13 protein-coding genes are annotated in these 19,280 nt (G+C 48.2%); 6 read left to right on the plus strand and 7 right to left on the minus strand.

Going from position 1 to position 19,280, the window contains the following annotated elements; all coding sequences use genetic code 11:
- The first annotated feature begins 625 nt into the window (after nt 1–625).
- From MSMTP_RS07440 to MSMTP_RS07465, 5 genes are all read left to right on the plus strand, one after another.
- Nucleotides 626–1,114 carry a hypothetical protein gene (locus MSMTP_RS07440; protein WP_156153728.1) on the plus strand — a complete coding sequence of 163 codons (489 nt, stop codon included), beginning with the start codon at nt 626–628 and terminating at the stop codon, nt 1,112–1,114.
- A gap of 612 nt (nt 1,115–1,726) precedes the next feature.
- Nucleotides 1,727–2,734, plus strand: a complete 1,008-nt coding sequence (locus MSMTP_RS07450) for a type II glyceraldehyde-3-phosphate dehydrogenase (protein WP_048178476.1) — start codon at nt 1,727–1,729, stop codon at nt 2,732–2,734.
- A 191-nt stretch (nt 2,735–2,925) separates the two neighbouring features.
- Complete coding sequence (locus MSMTP_RS07455; RefSeq protein WP_048178477.1) at nt 2,926–3,729, plus strand: bifunctional fructose-bisphosphatase/inositol-phosphate phosphatase; 804 nt, start codon at nt 2,926–2,928, stop codon at nt 3,727–3,729.
- 1 nt (nt 3,730) lies between these two features.
- Entirely contained in the window at nt 3,731–4,555 is an 825-nt protein-coding gene (locus tag MSMTP_RS07460) for an NAD(+)/NADH kinase (RefSeq protein WP_048178478.1), read from the plus strand.
- 359 nt (nt 4,556–4,914) lie between these two features.
- Nucleotides 4,915–6,132, plus strand: a complete 1,218-nt coding sequence (locus MSMTP_RS07465) for a homocitrate synthase family protein (protein ID WP_048178479.1) — start codon at nt 4,915–4,917, stop codon at nt 6,130–6,132.
- Between the two features lie 376 nt (nt 6,133–6,508).
- Here MSMTP_RS07465 and MSMTP_RS07470 read toward each other — a convergent pair whose 3' ends face one another.
- The 7 genes from MSMTP_RS07470 to radC form a co-directional block, all read right to left on the minus strand.
- On the minus strand, nt 6,509–6,742 hold the full coding sequence (locus MSMTP_RS07470; RefSeq protein WP_048178480.1) for a DUF2795 domain-containing protein: 234 nt from the start codon (nt 6,740–6,742) through the stop codon (nt 6,509–6,511).
- Nucleotides 6,743–7,815: 1,073 nt separating this feature from the next.
- The gene (locus tag MSMTP_RS07480; protein ID WP_082090541.1) at nt 7,816–10,161 is read right to left on the minus strand and encodes a DUF3160 domain-containing protein; all 2,346 of its coding nucleotides are present in this window, start codon (nt 10,159–10,161) and stop codon (nt 7,816–7,818) included.
- Between the two features lie 372 nt (nt 10,162–10,533).
- Nucleotides 10,534–12,948, minus strand: coding sequence for a DUF3160 domain-containing protein (locus tag MSMTP_RS07485; RefSeq protein WP_048178483.1), 2,415 nt, complete (start codon nt 12,946–12,948; stop codon nt 10,534–10,536).
- 298 nt (nt 12,949–13,246) lie between these two features.
- On the minus strand, nt 13,247–13,414 hold the full coding sequence (locus MSMTP_RS19100; protein ID WP_156153729.1) for a hypothetical protein: 168 nt from the start codon (nt 13,412–13,414) through the stop codon (nt 13,247–13,249).
- Between the two features lie 458 nt (nt 13,415–13,872).
- Nucleotides 13,873–15,507, minus strand: coding sequence for an indolepyruvate ferredoxin oxidoreductase subunit alpha (locus MSMTP_RS07490; protein WP_048178484.1), 1,635 nt, complete (start codon nt 15,505–15,507; stop codon nt 13,873–13,875).
- A 93-nt stretch (nt 15,508–15,600) separates the two neighbouring features.
- Entirely contained in the window at nt 15,601–16,530 is a 930-nt protein-coding gene (mmp11, locus tag MSMTP_RS07495) for a methanogenesis marker protein 11 (protein ID WP_048178485.1), read from the minus strand.
- An 811-nt stretch (nt 16,531–17,341) separates the two neighbouring features.
- Nucleotides 17,342–18,031 carry a DNA repair protein RadC gene (radC, locus tag MSMTP_RS07500; RefSeq protein ID WP_048178486.1) on the minus strand — a complete coding sequence of 230 codons (690 nt, stop codon included), beginning with the start codon at nt 18,029–18,031 and terminating at the stop codon, nt 17,342–17,344.
- 352 nt (nt 18,032–18,383) lie between these two features.
- Here radC and MSMTP_RS07505 point away from each other — a divergent pair, with 352 nt between their 5' ends.
- Nucleotides 18,384–19,217: a molybdopterin synthase gene (locus MSMTP_RS07505; protein ID WP_048178487.1), complete on the plus strand. Its 834-nt coding sequence runs from the start codon at nt 18,384–18,386 to the stop codon at nt 19,215–19,217.
- Nucleotides 19,218–19,280: the final 63 nt, after the last annotated feature.

Raw genomic sequence — 19,280 nt, forward strand, 5'->3', positions numbered from 1 at the left:
CAGGCAGTCCGGAGAGCCAGGGGATAGGGTTCGGGTTTTGGAGGACGGTACTCGGGGAAGTGGGAGAGTAGTCCGCCGGCGAAATATAATAATAAAGTTATGATTCTTGCGGGTTACAATAATTCAGGCATATCTCAACCCCCTCACATCTCCATTCTACCTCCCCTTCACCCCCTCTACTTCTCCATCAGATCGTCCCTCCACAGGTGTAAATAACAATGGTCAAAATTTTAGGTACTAAATTTAAGGCAGATCTCCAGATTAACACCCAAATCCCCAAGTGATATAATTTTTATACAAAGTTAATCATAACTGTACTAGATAGCGTCGGAAAAGTCCATAATTTCCTAAAATTTGCCCAATTTGATCATTGTACATATATTTAATAATTCCGCATGATGTCGGTTTACTACTTTAAATTTCAATGACTGTGTGCAATAAGTTATAGATTTCAGACTTTTCCGACGCTCTCGTATTATGTTTGAATTCAATCGTGGCATGTAGGTTCTGTAGGGAAGCGTGGCGGGTCCCCATTGAGGACGTGCTCGATTTCATCAGGGATGAAGAACTGAGAAAAAGGATAAAGGTGTATGTAGAGGAAGAAAAGCAGTGAGGAGGAAGTGAAATGACAGATAGATCAACGGTGTGTACATGTGATAACCCGAGATATGACAAGTCTTGGTGTTTTGGGCGGTGGACAGGGCTCGGATGCCATACAAGGGGCAGGCTCTGGGACATAGATAAGGACGGAGAGCCTTTCATCATTCCGCAGGATTGGGAACTGACCTGTGAAAACTGCGGAACAGTCCATGCAAAGCGGGAGCAGAAAACCCGCAGACCCCGGAAAATCGTACTCTACGGTCCCTGCCCTGTGTGCGGGGGAGACAACGAACAGATCAAATGGGTCAGAATCGAAGGAGGGAAGCACTCTTCTCTAAAGATCGAGACGTTTGAGTCGGAGTGTTGCCCGGACTGCGAAGAGGCGGAAAACTGCGGGTATCCGAAGCGGTTTGACTGTCCGAAGTTCAAGGGATGGGAAAAACAGCAGGAAAAAATCATAAATCAGAAATTTGCCAAATTACGGAATTGCCTGCGAAAATTTCAGACAGTCTGAAGAACCAGGGGATAGAGTTCGAGTTTTAAGTGAACGGTACTTGGGGAAGTTAGGGAGTTGCATACAGGATAAGTATAATAAAAAATTTATAATTCTTGCAGGTCATAACAGACAGATAACAGGCAGGATCAGTTCAAAAAGCAAGTGCCATATCGGGCCCAGGGGAAACAAGAACTCCGTTTTTGACGTGCATTTCAAAAGTGAGAATCAAAAAACACTCGCTCATTTCTATATGTTGCCAATGATGAAAACGGGTGTGCGTGGGAAGCGCAAAAGCGTTCAAAAAATTCGCCTTACCTATATCCCCAAAAAGTTCTACAAAGAACGAGATCCAATCCCACAAATCCCTTCAGTACCGAACACCTCAAGAAAAGCATATATAACCAATCAAATCTATTTTCCACTACCTGATCTGAAAATCAAAAAAGGGGATTAAATCAAACACTTTAAAAGCGTTTAATCATTAACCTGAGGTCAGGGACCGGACAGTTCACCCTAAATAACACTAAAGTTTTTCCCGAAGCTGCCCGGAATCTTATACCAGTTAAAAAATTGACTCTTCATAAATATCCTGAATGGGGTAGGATAGGATTATACAGGAAAGGATGATAAATGTCAAAAGCTAAAATTGCAGTAAACGGATACGGGACCATCGGTAAGAGAGTAACTGATGCTGTCCAGGCACAGGACGATATGGAGATCATCGGGGTTGCCAAGACCAGGCCTAACTATGAGGCTGCGGTGGCTGCCCAGCTCGGCTATGATATTTACACCCTTGCCGACAGGGTGGAGTCTTTTGAAAAGGCCGGGATCCCGGCAGCAGGGACTCTTGAGGACATGATCGGGAAAGTCGACCTGGTCGTGGACTGCACCCCCGGAGGGGTGGGGGAAAGTAACAAGGCGGTGTACGAAAAGGCAGGCGTCAAAGCTATCTGGCAGGGTGGGGAAGACCATGAACTTACCGGTTTTTCTTTTAATGCGGTCTCCAACTATGAAGGGGCTTTCGGGCTTGACTTTGTGAGGGTTGTTTCCTGTAACACAACCGGGCTTTGCAGGGTCATATACCCGATAGACCGGGAATTCGGGGTAAAGAAGGCGAGGATCACTCTGGTGCGCAGAGCCGCTGACCCCAATGATGCAAAGAAGGGGCCGATCAACGCAATTGTCCCGAACCCCATCAAGCTGCCTTCCCACCACGGGCCTGACGTAAAGAGCGTGCTTCCGAATATCAACATCAGCACGATGGCCATGAAGATCCCGACAACTCTCATGCACCTGCACACCATAAATATGGAACTTGAAAAGGACTGCACGGCTGAGGACGTCAAAGAAGTGCTGGGAGCCCAGTCCAGGGTCCGCTTTGTCGGGCAGGGCATTACTTCCACTGCCGAGATCATTGAAGTTGCAAGGGACCTGAAACGCCCCAGGAACGATATGTGGGAAAACTGTGTCTGGGACGAGTCCATAACCATCGACGATGGGGAACTCTACTTCTTCCAGGCAATCCACCAGGAATCCGATGTTGTCCCCGAAAACGTGGACGCAATCCGGGCCATGATGGAACTGGAAAGTGAAGGTGCAAAGTCCATTGCGAAAACGAATAAGGCAATCGGACTCTGAGCCCCCTTCCGGGGCTCCTTTTTTCGGAACCCGAAACTCCGAAAACGAAAGGTCTGACCCGGTCCTGACAGATATAAACTCTGACAGAAATGAATCCTGGGATATGAGTCCTGGGATATGAGTCCTGGGATATGAATCCTGAGATATGAATCCTGAGATATGAATCCTGACGGATATAAGCCCTGACAGATATGAATCCTGATTTCCATTTTTTAAAACTTTGCAGAGAATCTTTTAAAGCCGCCTCGGACGCCACCTGCGACCTTGCCGGGACCGAGGCTGCAGGCAAGTATGTCTGCATGGGAGCCGACGGGACCCCCACAACGAAGATCGACATTGCGGCCGAGGACGCTATCGTGGAGGTTCTTAAAGCCGACGGCAGGTCCATGAGAATACTCAGCGAGGAACTGGGTGAGCTGGTAATAGGGAAGTCCCCGGAATTTGCCCTTGTCCTGGACCCCCTGGACGGGACCTACAACGCCTCGACCGGGATTCCCTTCTACAACGTTTCGATAGCCGTGGCTACCCCGGACCTTTCGGATCTAAACTTCGGCTATGTAAAGAACCTGGCAATTGATGAGGAATACTATGCCCAGGCCGGGAAAGGGGCATACCTGAACGGAAAACCTATCCGGGCTTCCGGGAACTCCGACCTGAAAAAATCCTGCATCAGTGTTTACGGCTACCGGCAGAACTCGGAAAAGACGTTTAACCTCTACAGAAACGTCCGGAGGGTTAGGCTTCTGGGCAGTGTGGCGCTTGAACTCTGTTATGTGGCGTCCGGAAAGCTGGATGCCTTTGTAGACGTCCGGCAGGCCCTTCGCCTGACTGATGTGGCTGCAGGGCAGCTCATTTTGACGGAAGCCGGGGGGCTTGTTACGGACGGATACGGAGAGGATTTAAATCTTCCGGACAATGTTATGAACAGGGTGGATATGGTCGCTTCCAACGGACATGTGCATGGGAAACTTTTAAAACTGATTTCAAGGGGATAATTTGTCTATCAAAAAAATAGGGGTCGCATCCCGCTGTGACAGGCCTGAAGTGCTGGGGATGGTCAGGAAAATCCTGGACGGTTTCAGCCAGAAAGTGGAAATACTCGTCTCCACTGCCACTGCGGACGTCCTGGGCATCCCAGGGGTCTCGGTTGAAGATATGAGGGCCGAGGGAGTGGAACTGCTCATAAGCGTAGGGGGAGACGGGACCGTTCTCCGGAACATTGCCAAAATGAAAGACCCTTTGCCCGTCCTTGGTATCAATATGGGCACTCTCGGCTTTCTGGTGGATGTGGAACCCGAGGACGCGATTGAAGCTATAGAAGAAGTACTTTACGGTTTTTCCTATATCGAAAGAATGCGGGTTGACGTCTACCTGAACGGAGAAATTCTCGATACCGCCACCAACGAAGTCGCAATCATGTCCGCAAAGCCCGCAAAGATCATCCAGTTCGAAGTAAACGTGGATGAATGCCCCCTGGGAGAAATGCGTGCGGACGGCGTGGTTTTTGCAACCCCCACCGGTTCCACCGCCTATGCCATGAGCGCCGGCGGCCCGATCGTAAACCCCAGGGTAAATGCCATCGTTGTCGTACCTGTGGCTCCTTTTAAACTTTCCTCAAGGCCCTGGGTCATCCCTTCGGACAGTGAGTTCACCGTGCGCCTTATAGCCTCAAAGGAAGCTGTCGTCGCTATCGACGGGCAGAAGTCCTACAGGATCCGGCCGGAGGATGTGGTGAAACTGAAAAAGTCGAAGTTTCCGGCACGTTTTGTGAAGGTCTCAGATACCTGCTTTTATGAGCGGGTACAGCGGAAACTGTCCTGATAAAAGGCCTTTTTTCTTCCCTTTTATTTCATTTTGATTTCATAATGTACGTTTATGCTGTTAACTGGCTGTAAAAGGGTCCTTTTTTACTTCCTTTTCACTTCCTTTTCACTTCGTAATGTACGTTTATGCTGTTGCCGGAAATTACTTTCCCCTCGGGATAACGTTTATATACATGCAGGTTAAGCTATCCTTAATCTTACTAAAATAGTACATTTTTTGCCTTTAAAAGAATTTTCCAGCCCTGAAAGGTTTCCACTCAAGCATTAGGGCGATAGCAGGGGCAAATTGCGATCTATCATTAAAATTAATTAAATATGTCCTCACAAGCAGCAAAAACAAGCACAGGAATCAGTACCATGTCAGAGAGCGAGCAGTACTCCAGAAACACGCTGATGGACTTCATCGATCACCGCCCCCTTGATATAGAAATCTGTGATGTTACCCTCCGCGATGGAGAGCAGACCCCGGGAGTCGTATTTGACCGGGAGCAGAAGCTGGCGATGGCCAGTGAGCTGGATTCGATGGGAATCGAGGTTATTGAAGCAGGTTTTCCCGTAGTTTCAGCCAACGAAAAGGAGATTGTCAGGGAAATTGCAAACCAGGGGTACGATTCAAGAATCTGCTGCCTCTCCAGGTCCGTAAAAGGGGATGTTGACGCTGCTCTGGAATGTGACGTTGACATTGTTAGCATTTTTATCGCCATGTCCGATATGCATCTCCAGCACAAGTACCACCGGAGTCTTGAGGAGATGCTGGGCTGTGCTAAAGAAACTATCGAATATGCAACCGATCATGGGCTGAAAGTGCGTTTTGCAGCCGAAGATGCTACTCGGACCCCCGTGGACCGGCTCAAACAGGCTTTCCTGGAAGTTGAGAGGGACTACAAGGTGGCTTACGTAAGCCTTGCCGATACCATAGGCATCCTGAACCCTTCCAGTACCAGCTACCTGGTAAGTGAGATTTTCAAGACGGTCAAAACCCCAATCTGCATCCACTGTCATGACGACCTGGGCATGGCCACCGCAAACACCCTTGCCGCCGCCGAAGCCGGGGCAAAACAGCTCCACACAACCGTTAACGGAATCGGGGAACGGGCGGGCAATGCCTCTCTTGAAGAAGTGATGGTAGCCCTCAGGGTGCAGTACGGCATCGACCGCTATGACACTACCAAACTGACTAAACTTTCCAAACTGGTCGCGGAATACTCCGGCATCGCTCCCGCCATAAACAAGTCTGTGGTCGGGGAAAACGCCTTTACCCACGAGTCCGGGATCCACGTTGCTGCAATCCTGGAAGAGCCCAGGACCTACGAACTCTTCCTCCCCGAAATGGTGGGCGGAAAGCGCAACCTGATCGTCGGCAAGCACACCGGCACAAAAGCCCTCAAAGGCATAATTAACAGCATCGGTTTCTGCCTTGAGCGGGATGAACTCTGTGCCCTGATCGATAAGGTCAAGATCTGTACCGAAGAAAAGCACAAGAGTATCCCGAGAGATTACCTTGAAAAGATGATAAATGAAGTAAAGCAGGAAAAAGTCCACACGATTAAGGAAGAAGGGAAGGTTTCGATCTGAAATGCATAAGAAATGAGAATTTCTCTAACTCTTCTTCATTACTTATTTCTAACATTCAGCATAGGTAAAACAGAATCTTTAGACTGATTTTGGATGTGCTGAACAATCCCTTTTCATTGTTATTTTTAGAAGTGTTATTTTTAGAAGTGTTATTTTTAGAAGTGTTATTTTTAGAAGTGTTATTTTTAGAAGTGTTATTTCTATAATTATTTTTAAGCTTTCCTAATATAAATTAAATAGAAGTTACGCACTTGAGAAGAAAAACAAGCACTTGATACCTTCCCATGAACATTATTGGTTAGATAGTTTGGTGTCTCATGCCACTGGTTTTTGCTTCAACTGCGTAAGTCCTATAAACAAAAATAAGTTACGTTTTTTAGGAGGGAACCCCGATGTAAATTTTATGAAGTTCCTCGGCGACATCCTCAGAGTTATTGTATTCCTTGTCCGGAAGCATGCCAAGTCCCCTTAGTATGTCCGGGATTGCTCCACTCTTCCTTGCCTGCTCAATAATGCCGTTTCTTTTTACAGGAAAATCTGTATTTTTTAATATCTTCTGAGCTTCCATAGGAAGTTCTGTAATAAATCCGCCTTTACCCTCAGTTTCCATGATATTTCCCCTTTACTTTTGTTTAGTCTCCTTTCAATTCCCTGGCAACATCTGCAGCGTTTGTATACTCCTTTTCCGGAGATTATTTATTTCCGCAGAATGCCGTCTCTAGCGTTATTATTCTTAGCGCTTAACAACATCTTCCTTCTTTGCAGGAAAATCGATACTTTTTGGAGCTTTCTGAAGAAAGCCAAACTTTTTTGTCAGTATGAATATAAATGACGATTTACTATTTAAATCTTAACATGATTTTATCAATATATGTTAAATATTAATACTTTTCTGTAATTAAGTATTAATTTATTATGTTTATTAGTAATAGTATATGATTTAATTAACAAAAAAGAACCCTAAATTCAAAAATAGATGTACTTAAAAGAAATGGTCTCCGGTATTATTCGGTTGATATTTTTTATTAAAAAAGTAATGGCTTGCTCTGAATCCTTAGTCATGTCCCATACAACCGGAACTGGCCACCCCTCATCTTTTTTTTCGTTATTGTCCCCGGGCGCCGAAGGCGACCGGCTTTTGCAGAATAAAGAGTAGACAGATAAAATGATGAGAAAAAAGGCAAAAAAGAGCGGTTGGAAGAGGAGATAAATCAAAAAAATAAAAGTAGCCTAAAAACCTGTAAGTGCAAAAAAGAAATAAATGCAATCTGCAAATACTGCTTTTTCATATCTCTTTATTATTTTTTTGTGTGAGGGCCGCCAGGCAAGCTGGCGGAGGCATTTTTACAATCTATAGTCAAAGACCCAAATTCCTTCCCCGATCTCAAATGAAAGTTTAACCACAGAAAGCACTGAAAACACTGAATAAAGGAAATAGGGGTACAATCCTTCCGTGCTTTCCGTGTCTTCCGTGGTTAGTAAGTGTAAATATTTACGTCCGGGACCATAATTGAAAAACGGTTTTCTGGGACAGTGAAATATTTCTCTGACCAGGCGAGCATTCCTCGAGCTTATAAGGGCAAGGAAGATGCAATTTTTGGGAATTTTGGGAACAACATCAACCGATGGAACAACATCAACCGATAATGAGGGAGCACCGTTTTTTCATTTTAATAAAAAAAGTTAAGAAATGTATGTGGAGGTCCACTCCGGCCTCTCAGGCGGGTTTTCCTCCAGCATTTCTCTCCATTTTTCATCGGTCAGGCGGTCGTCCATGGGCTGCTTGAACTCGTAGTGGCTCATTACGGGGCCCGCGCCAACAAGGATGCGGCCGTCGGGGAGTTTGTATGCGACCACCGTCATGTCCACGTAGCCTACGCCTTCTTCGAGCACCATGCCGCTGTTCCCTTCGGTGTGGACGTCAGCCACTATGGTGGTTTTCCGGGCTTTTTCATCTACTTCTGCTATGACGCCTTCGAGCTGGTCTCCGAAGGTCTTTATGAACTCGTAGTCGCTCTCGGTGAGCTCTTCGTTTTCAAGTTCCTTTTCCGAGATTTTTAGCAGCCTTTCCAGGACGGATTCAAGGTTTGTGAGCCTGTGTCTTGAGGCGGAATCGAGGACACCCATTTCGTCCAGTCCCTGGTTCGTCATCCTCGTCAAAGCCAGCAACCGGGCGTAAAACTCAGGCACGGGTTCTACGTAGCCCACGACAGGTTTTTTTTCTTCGGGGCGCGGGGGTGCTGCTGTAGAGCGCATTATGTAGCTCTGTTTGGCATAGAGGATTGTGTCGTGGCGGAGTTCGGTCCAGGAGGCAAGAGAGGTTGCAAGCTCCTTATCCTGCCAGCCTTCGGTCTGCATGAAGGTCGGGTAGCCCTCCCCGTGGTTTTTCAGGAGGGGCCGGAGGGAGTAGAGCCAGGCCCAGTAAAGGTTTCGGTTCCAGTCGCTTTCGTTGAAGGAGGAAAATTCGGCATTTAGCTCAGCATACCTGGCGCTGTAGTCTTCGTAGTCCGAATCGTCCAGTTCGTCCAGCCAGTAAATAGCTCTCTCCGAGCCGAGCAGGGCCATGACATCAAGCCCGCGGGGAAAACCCCTGATAGGCCGGCCTGCTTCCGAGATTACAAGGGTGAAAGGCGGCTGTCCTGTATCTTTCCGGTATTCTCCGGTATATGCCCCAACAAGGCTTGAGAACATGTAGGAGTCCGGGATAAGGCGCTGGCCCATGAAGCGGAAACCCCGGGTATCGTTCAGGCACTCGTTGGCCTGTTCCGGGGAATAAGGGGGAGGTATGGTGCAGTTTCCTGTGCCTCCGTAGATTTCAGGGCCCTGGAATTCGGCAAGCTTTGCTTTCATTTCCGCAACACTAACTTCATTTAGCTTTCCGGGCTCGAAGTCCCCGGCAAATACGGTATCAAGGGCTTCAACGTACTCATAGGGCCCGAGGTCATCGGAAAAGCCCACATAGAACGCCGTAACCGTGTAGATGCGGTCCCATTTTCCAAAGAGTTCCGGGTCTGATTCAAACTCCGAGGCTATCAGGCTTGCCTGCATGGTCTGGATCCTGGCTTCCTTTTCGGGGTCTTCGGCCCGGATAAGCTCGCCCTTAAGCAGCATGCTCATCCGACCGTGCCACATGAAGGTCCTGAAATAATTTCTCAGCATCTCCGAACGGGTATAATGGCCTCTGGGCACGTACTGGGAATAGTCCTCCTGGTACAGGAAAATCGGGGAGGCTGCAAAGCCAGCGTGCCCTTCGATAAGGGCCAGTTCGGAAGCAACTTCTTCTTTTACAAACCCGGGGACCTCAAACTGATACCGTTCTTCTGCCCCGGCAGGGAAAAGGGACTCATCGTACTCGAAAGAAAAGAGTTCATCGGCCTGTCGGACCTGTTCAGGCTTCGGCTGGAGAAGGCTCAAAGCCACGGAAAAATAGGCCGCATTTCTTCTCGCGGCTTCCTTTACCTCTTTCGATGAGCTTGCGTTATTGTACTCTGCCACGGAAGCATTCAGGAGATCCCTGTCGATTTCCCAGAGCAGACCGTAAAATTCCTGTTCCTCGATCCTGCGCAGGGCCTCGTCAAACTGGATGTGGTAGAGGTGTAGCAGGGAGTCGGTGGTGATAAAGATCGGGACTCCCTCTTTCTCAAGGCTGGAATACATCCCTGTTATATCCTCTCCCCCGGAGTTGTAGGGGTTTTCGATTACCACAAAACCGTTAGTTTTCAGCTTTTCAAGTGCCTGTGCGTCCAGCTGGATTTTACCTGAAAAGTTTTCATAGTTGGAGATCTCAGCTTTTTCCAGGGGCAGTTCATAGGGAGGCACTTTTAATTCTATATCAAGGGCTTCCAGGTGGTAGTTTTTTGTGAGTGGAAAATCCCCTGCCCCTGAGCCGGAAAAGCTTACTGCTTCGGTCTTCAGGTGCCCTGTGGTGGTATTTCCATTCCTATCTCCATTCTCTTCCAGGCAGCCACCTACAAAAATGGAGACTGAAAATATTATGCAAATAACGATTGTTTTAATTCTGCGATTCATTAGTTTCATCTCAGCCGCTTTGCAATTCTTTCTTGACCGGAGTTATGTTTCTCCTGAATAGGTGGTTCTTACCTTCTCAGCCTTATTGGGCCAGTGTAATTCCGGATTTGCGACCGAAAGTGCGGGTATGGGGGATTTATAGAGTGATAAGTTTTTATGAGTGGGATTTTTTTATATTTCTTCAAAATATCAAATTTTTTATACATATTTCTCCAATAATCCATAATGTATTAAAATTTTTCCACCTGTTCGCCAACAAAACCTGTTTCCTATAAATTTCTCCTGCCAGGAATCTATCTGTCAGGAACCCTATAACAGTCTCTAACTAAAGATGGAAATTAAAAATGGAAATAAAAACTAAAAGAAAAAAAGTTAAGAAATGTATGTGGAGGTCCACTCCGGCCTTTCCGGCGGGTTTTCCTCCAGCATTTCTCTCCATTTTTCATCGGTCAGGCGGTCGTCCATGGGCTGTTTGAACTCGTAGTGGCTCATTACGGGCCCTGCGCCCACAAGGATGCGGCCGTCGGGGAGTTTGTATGCGACCACTATCATGTCCACGTAACCTACGCCTTCCTCGAGCACCATGCCGCTGTTCCCTTCAGTGTGGACGTCAGCCACGATGGTGGTTTTCCGGGCTTTTTCGTCGACGTCCGAGATGACGCCTTCCAGCTGGTCCCCGAAGGTCTTTATGAACTCGTAGTCGGCTTCGCTGAGCTCTTCGTTTTCAAGTTCCTTTTCCGAGATTTCCAGCAGCCTTTCCAGGACGCCTTCTAAGTTATCGAGCCTGCGTTTTGAGGCGTGGTCGAGCACTTCCATTTCGTCCAGGCCCTGGTTCGTCATCCGGGTAAGGGTGAGGAGGCGGGCATAGAACTCGGGCACAGGTTCCACATAGCCCACAACCGGTTTTTCTTCAGGAGGCATCGGGGCTGCGGATTCTACCATGGTATAGCTCTGTTTGGCGTAGAGGATGGTATCGTGCCTGAGCTCGGTCCAGGAAGCAAGGGCTGTGTTCAGTTCTTTGTCCTGCCAGCTTTCGGTCTGCATGAAAGTGGGGTAGCCTTCCCCGTGGTCTTCGAGCAGGGGCTGGAGAGAGTAGAGCCAGGCCCAGTAGAGGTTCCTGTTCCAGTCGCTTTCATTGAAAGCGGAAAATTCGGCGTCCAGCTCATCATAACGGGCGCTGTAGTTTTCGTAGTTCGAATCGTCCAGTTCGTCCAGCCAGTAGCCTGCCCTTTCCGAGCCGAGCAGGGCCATGACATCAATTCCGCGGGGAAAACCCCGGATAGGCCTGCCTGCTCCCGAGATTACCAGGGTGAAAGGCGGCTCTACATCTCCCTGATTCCCCGCATCTCCCCGGTATTCCCCGGTATAGGCTCCCACAAGGTTCGAGAACATGTAGGAGTCCGGGATAAAGCGCTGCCCCATGAAGCGAAAGCCCCTGGTATCGTTCAGGCACTCGTCAGCCTGTTCCGGGGTAAAGGGTGGTTCAAGCACGCAGGCTCCGGTTCCGCCGTAGATTTCAGGGCCCTGGAATTCGGCAAGCTTTGCTTTCATTTCCCCAACACTGGCTTCGTCTAGCTTTTCGGGCTCGAAGTCCCCGGCAAACACGGTATCAAGGGCTTCGATGTACTCATAGGGCCCGAGGTCATCGGAAAAGCCTACATAGAACGCCGTAACCAGGTAGATCCTTTCCCAGTTTCCAAAGAGTTCCGGGTCCGATTCAAGCTCCGAGGCGATCAGGCCCGCCTGCATGGTCTGGATCCTGGCTTCCTTTTCGGGGTCATCGGCCTGGATAAGCTTTCCTTTCAGGAGCATGGTCATCCTGCCGTGCCACATGAAGGCTTTGAAGTAGTTTTCCAGCATCGCAGAGCGGGTATAATGGCCGCGGGGCACGTACTGGGAGTAGTCTTCCGTGTACATGAAAATCGGGGAAGGTGAAAAACCGGCATGGGCTTCGATCAGGGCAAGTTCGGCTTCGACCTCCTCTTTTACGAAAGAGGGGACTTCAAACCGGTAGCTTTCTTCTGCCCCGGCAGGGAAAAGGGACTCGTCCTCCATGCCGTAGGGGTCTTCCGCATCCTGTACCTGGTCGGGTTTAGGCTGGAGCAGGCTCAAAGCAACGGCAAAATAGGCTGCGTTTCTCCTTGCGGCTTCCTTCACTTCCCCTGAGTTGCCATTATACTCCTCGACTGAGGCATCCAGCAGGGCTTTATCGGTTTCCCAGATCGCAGCATAAAATTCCTGTTCCTCGATCTGGCGCAGAGTCTCGTCAAACTGGATGTGGTAGAGGTGCAGCAGGGAATCGGTGGTAATAAAGATTGGGACTTCCTCTTCTTCCAGGATTGAGTACATCCTTGTTATGTCCTCTTCCCCGGGGTTGTAGGGGTTTTCGATCATAACAAAGCCGTTTTCCTTCAGTTTCTCAAGGTCCGAAGCCTCCAGGTTTATCTTTCCCGAAAAATCCCCGTAATTCGCAATTCCCGACTCGCTGAGAGGCAGGGAGTAGGCAGGGACCTTCGCTTCGAATTCAGCTTTTTCGGGACTATAATATTTTAAAAACCCCGCACTTTTATCCTCAAGTTCAGGCAATGTGGGTCCCTCTTCCCCGGAGGGCTTTTCTTCCCCGGAACCTTCCCCGTCTACCTCATCAACCTCTTCCCCTGCTCCTCCTTCCCCTGTTTCATCTTCATCCTCAGCCGGCTCCTGGTCAACACAGCCGGCAAAAAGAGTAGAGATGAGGAGCATCAAACATACTGCAGTAATCCTGATCTTCCGTTTCATAAGTTTCATCCCGAATCAAATCTTAACTTTCGTCCGGAATCCTGTCTTGAATCTGAAAAATAACTTGAAAATAACTTGAAAATAACTCCGGGAAACGACTGTAGCAAACAACTCCTGGAAAACAACTCTTTAATTATTCTGTAACAACTACGAAATAATCTGGAATAACTCTGAATAACTCTGAAGAATAATCCTGAAAACTACTACTAAAGGTTAAACGGGGGTATTTACATTAAATTTTCAGGGGTAAAAGTCCCGTCTCTTTCTCTTTCTTTCTCTTCCTCTCTTTTCTTCCCCGTTCTTTCTCTCATTTTTCTTCAGGGCTGAGAGGGTCTATCCTGAAAAGTAAGACCATAAAAAGCACAGCGACGGCTCCCGTTCCCCACAGCAGAGGGTTCTGGGTGAAATACGTGAATGCTCCGACAAATAGCAACAGAGCTACAACTGCCAGTAAAATCTGAAATTTCTTATCCAATATATTTTCTCCCCCTTTTCTGTCCCATATTTGAGTTCAGATGTCCCATAGTATTGTTTCCCGGTACAAATATAAACATTCTTCGTCTAAACATTCTTAGTCTGTTTCTTAGTCCGTTTGATAGAATATCCCGGTTCCATTATTTTTCAGAAGGGTTCCATTTATACTAGTTTTTGCAAGGGATTTATATTTTTATTAAGCTTCAAAATGGTTCGAAGTTATTTTTTAGGGAGCTGTTTTTCTCTAACTTTGGGAATAAAGGGAATGCTTCCTTTTTTCTGCGTGAAAACTGTGGAAGAAACAAAATTTGGGAAAAGGGGACGTTTTGGGAATGAATAAATTTGAAAGAAATGGCCCAAAGTTAAAATGGATAATCCAGTCGAGGAAAAAAGGCTAAAAAAGGATAGATTAGGTTAGAAAAGCCTGGAAAATGCCGGATCAGGGAAAGATCCCTGAAATCAATACTTTGTGCATTTTCCTTTGACAAAAATAACTGAAACTCCGGGAAGGGCAAGTTTTTCGGAGATCAAATTCGAAAGTTCCGAATTAGGACTTTTGTTTTCATTTTCTCTTTCATGTCCATTTTTGTTTTCGCTTTCGTCACCTCTTTCATTTTCCCCGTTTTTCCCGTCAAGGTCGATAAGCGAAACATCCGGCACTATAGCTTCAACGGCTTTAGTGAGGTCCGGGACTTCCTGTCCTCCGGTCATGGCTGCGACCTCGTTCAGGAGTACGAGCGCGAGCACGTCATATCCGGAGTTCACGGCAGTGAGCAGCCCCAGGATGCCGGAATGCGCCAGGGCAAAGTCCCCGATCACGGCTATTCCTTTTTTCTCGAAACCGCAGGCAACCGAGATTGCGGAACCCAGGGCAAAACTCACGTCCACTGCCGCAAGGGGTTCGGGGGCGCTCCGGATGGAACAGCCCATGTCTCCCGCAACCCTTACATCGAGGGAACGGAGGAAGCGGTAGAGGGGGAGGTAGGGGCAGTCTTCGCAGATGGAAGTCCTGCTCTGTTTCCGGGTTTCTGAAATTCCGCTCTCCCCGGGTTTTGAAGGTTTTTCCTCCCCGATATGCTCAAGGGCAAATTCGATATCTTCCGCAAGGACCTGCCCGTAAGGGACGTGCCCGGTGTTTTTCCCGTATACTTTTCCTGCGATACGGAGCTGGTCTTCAATAACGGGCTCTGACTCCTCGACCACGAGTACTCTGTCGTTTTCTTCCAGAAAGGCTCCGATTTTCCGGAGTGGAAGCGGGTTTACGAGGTTCAGAGATAAGTGCGAAACCGTGTTGCCTTTGTTTGATTTTCCCAGGACTTCTTCCACCACGGTTGAAGCAAAACCCGAGGAAATGATACCCATACTTGTCTTTTCCGAAAGCTTCCCTGCTTCTTTTTCTTTTCTTTTTCCTTTTTTGAGGATATTCAGTTCCGTAGTTTCGGCTTCTTCTTCCAGCAGGGGGTACACTTCTTTATGGAAGCGCTGGTGCTTTTCCCGCATCCGTATGTTCCAGGCCGAGCGGTCGAATTCGGGGTGGGTTTTTCCAGAAGGTGGGAGGCGGGTAACCCCTCCTGTAATTTTATCGAGCCCTGCGGTGACCCGGACGATGACCGGAGTCTTTGTTTTTTCCGATAGCTCGTATGCCTCCCTGAGAACCCGGTAAGCGGTCGTCGGGTCATGCGGGTCAAACACTGCGACCTCGGCAATTTTGCCGTACCAACGGGAGTCCTGTTCGTTCTGGGAACCTTTCACGCCGGGGTCGTCCCCTGCAATAATCACAAGGCCAGCCCCGATAGTGTGCGTGACCGAAGTGATAAGGGGGTCCGAAAGGAGGTTCATGCCCACATGTTTAACAATCACAAGGGACCTTCGGCCCGAAGAAGAGGCTCCGAGGGCTATTTCCAGGGCAACCTTCTCGTTCGTAAGCCATCTGGCATCAAAATGTGCATTTTCCAAAAAAAGTTCCATTAGGGAGGTGATAGGGTAGCCGGGGACGGCTGTTATGAGTTCCACGTCGCTGTCAAGGGCTGAAAGGTAAAGGGCTTCGAACCCGGTGCATTCGGGTCTTCCTGTTTCTTTGCTCACGTCTCCCATCTCTGTTCAGGATGTTTCCGAATGTTAAGGATATTTAAGGATGTTTCCGAAGGTATCCGAAGGTATCCGAATATTTCCGGTACTTTTTAAATTTTAATCGATAAGCGGTTTGATTTCGGTACCCGGAACGATTGATTCCTGTGGCCTGGCAAACCAGGGCAGAGCACCCAGGGCTCCGATTACGCCGTTCCCGTCCAGGACGACTTCCACGCCGTTTTCTTTGGCACAGCTAAGGGCATATTCTTTCGAGACCCGTTCTGTCCGGCAGCGGTTGCTGTATTCGTAGAGGCCTTTAGCATAAAAGTCAGTGAGGACAACCATCCCGGTTTCGCTGGAAGCGCTGTATTTTTCGAGGGCTTTTTTGAGGGCTTCGACAAGCTGTTCTTTTGCTTTTTCGTCCTTGCAGCCAAACTCCAGGACCGTTGACATGCAGTTCTGGGTCTTTTCAGGGACCGGGAAGAGCTGTACAAGGGCGTGGGAGAGGTATACGGCGTCCGGGCAGTCGAGTTCGCTTGCGATGTTGTGGGTCAGGGTCCAGGTGGCTCCCGTTTCCTTGGAATCCGTGTCATCAATGCCGATCAGCACTCGGTTCCGCCTCGGGATAATGATAGTGCCTTTTGCGCAGCGTTCCCCTCCGGATTCGGTCAGATTATAGCGTAAAACCCCGTCTGCAAAAGCCCGGCAGCGGGTCGCACCGACTCCTCCGCCTCCGAGTCCGGCGTATGTGACCTGAACCTCATCCCCTTCCACGATTACGGATTCGATGCCTGCGGCGGCAACTGAGGCCTTGAGTTCGAGATTCGAGGTTCCGGTTTTCACGAAGTAACGGATCATGTTCCCGTTCGAACGGGCTTTAAGGATAAGAGGAGCTTTTGCATAGTGGTAAAGGGACCAGGAAGCCCCGCTGTAGCAGTTGGAGTGCTCAATGATCTCCGCATATTCGTTCTTCGCGTCGCAGACTGCGTATATGCCCCTGTAAGGTACGGTATATGGATCGTTCAGAGTAATATCTCCAGTCTGCATGTTATCAAGTGCACAAGCGTTTATGTGTTTTGTAATGCCGAATACCTCCTTTTTTCCGCAGGGATGAAATGGTGAAAAGTGAAGTCATGAAGTGAAATCTTGATTTAATCCGAAATGCCCATTTCTTGTAGATATATATAGTTATCGTGGATTTAGCAAGTTGACAGAGAGCAATTACCCATAAGTATTTAAATATATATGATTCCCCCCTTCAGGGACATGGGCTCTGAAGAACAGCGTTTCCTGTACATCCATGCCTGTTTTTAAGCTAAATGCAGGATAAACAAATATCAAAGTTCACACTGTTATTAAATATTTGTCTTTTTCCTTTAATCCGCTCATCTGTTTTTAACTTATCTTTATTAACCTGTCTTAACCTGTCAAATGGACGCCTAAAAACAGAATGGTCGGAAAAATAACGTCTGAAGACAGAAAGCTCAAAAATAACGCCCAGAAACAGAAAGGGCAAGAATAGAACACTCAAAAATAAAACACCAAAAAATAGAACGCTCAAAAACAGAAAGCTCAAAAACAGGATCCTGGAAGAATGGAATCCTTTCTGGAAAATCCTCCGCTTAAATTCTTTGTTTAAATTTTCAATTTTAATCCTTCGTGTAAATCTTCAATTTATAGTCCTGAACGTAAATATTTACACTTAGTTTAAACCACGGAAGACACGGAAAGCACGGAAAGATTGTACCTCCTTTTTCTTTATTCCGTGTTTTCCGTGCTTTCTGTGGTTGAATTCTCACCTGAGATTTATGAAAGAATTTGGGTTATTGACTATGAATCCGCAGTTCAACCCCGTCCCTTACCTGACGAACCCTTCGTCTTTCAGGCTCACGTACCTGCCGTCCCCTATGATGATGTGGTCGAGGACGTCGATTCCCAGGAGCTTTCCCCCCTCAACCAGCTTTTCCGTGACCATGATGTCTTCCCTGCTGGGGCTTGGGTCCCCGGAGGGGTGGTTGTGGATCATGATGACGGATGCCGAGGACTCCATCAGGGCTGATTTGAAAACTTCCCGCGGGTGCACGATGCTTGCGTTCAGGCTGCCTATGGATACGGTCTCTTCTTTCAAGATCTGGTTTTTCGTGTCCAGGTACAGGGTTATGAATCTCTCTTTCTTCTGCTCACGCATTTTAGGGTACATGAGGGTATAGACGTCTTTCGGGGAACGGACTTTTCTCTTAGGTTCCTCCACAAAAGTCTCAAGCCTCCTTGCCAGTTCAAAGACTGCGGAGATCTGTGAGGCCTTTGCCTCCCCTATGCCATGGATCTGCATGAGCCTCTTTATGTTTGCAAGGCTGAGCTGCTTGATGCTATACTCCGATAAAATCCGGCTGGACATGCTAACAACATTCTCTGCCCGCGACCCCGTCCTGAGGATGATCGCCAGCAGTTCGGCGTTGGAAAGAGACTCCGGCCCGTTCTGGACCAGCCTCTCCCTCGGTCTTTCTTCCTCGGGAAGGTCATGAATCCTGACCTTAGCTACCTCCATAATGGCACTCCCATCTTATTTTCCCCCTTGTTTCCCATCTGGTATTCCCCCTGGTCCAGCTTTCTGGATGGATAATCAATTCCGGATGGATAATCAATATTAGTATCAATATTATTATCAAAATTTATATTATCAAAATTTGTTTTAATGTGAATATGTAATATCGACTTTTTGATATTTGAAAATTTCTAACAATGGTGAAACTTGTTTATTTTTAGAAAGAAGTTCGTCTGAGGATTTGCCTCTTTTTCCACTTCTACTCTTCCCCGGAGCCCTTGTCTGGCTTTTCGGCCCGGTTTACGACCTGACCTTCCGGCCCTTTCTTATACCGGGAAATTCATAACGCTCCCTGATGAAGGTCATTTCCGTAGTAGGCTACAAGAAATCAGGCAAGACAGCTCTCGTCTCCGCCCTGGTCCAAAAACTTTCCGGCTTTGGCTCGGTGGGCACGGTAAAGCACATGGGGGAATTTCGCTACAACCCCGAGGACACGGACACTGGCAGGCACTTTGATGCGGGTGCGGACACGGTAATCGGGCTTACTGAAACCGAGATGGTCAGCTTCTCAGGAGACCCCGACCTTGAGCGGGCTCTTGACGCCCTCTGCGACCGGGGCCTTGATTTTGCGGTAGTCGAAGGCTTTAAGGAGAGCAAGCTTCCGAAAATAGTTCTCGGAGACCTTGAAGACCTCTCCAATGTCCTGATAAGGCTTCCGGAAAACCCGGACCTGCACGAGACCCTTTCAGCTTCCATTTTCGGCCTGATCCTGGCCCAGCCCGACCGCTACACCCTTGACGACCTCATAAAACGGATCCGCCAGGAACCGCAAATAAGAAACGCAGGCGCAATTGGCACCTTCACCGGCATCGTCCGCGAACTTGAAGGGGACACGAAAACCGACAGGCTCGAATTCGAGAAATACGAACCCGAAGCCTCAAAAGTCCTGGAAAAGATCCGGGAAGACCTCAAGCAAAAAGAAGGCATCCTTGAAGTCCTCATCCACCACAAGACCGGCGTCCTCGAAGCCGGAGAAGACATCGTCTACATCGTGATCGCATCCGCCCACAGGACCGAACTCTTCCCCGCCCTCAGCGAAGCCATAGAACGGGTAAAAGCCGACGCCCCGATCTGGAAAAAAGAATTCACGGAAAAAGAAGAGTTCTGGGTCCACGACCGGGAACACTGAAACCGGGAGCACTGAAGGCTGTAAATGAGAGTGGATATAAAGGGCAGAAGTAGGGTAGAAGTA

The organism is Methanosarcina sp. MTP4 (assembly GCF_000970045.1).
In the GTDB taxonomy this organism is placed as follows: Archaea; Halobacteriota; Methanosarcinia; order Methanosarcinales; family Methanosarcinaceae; genus MTP4.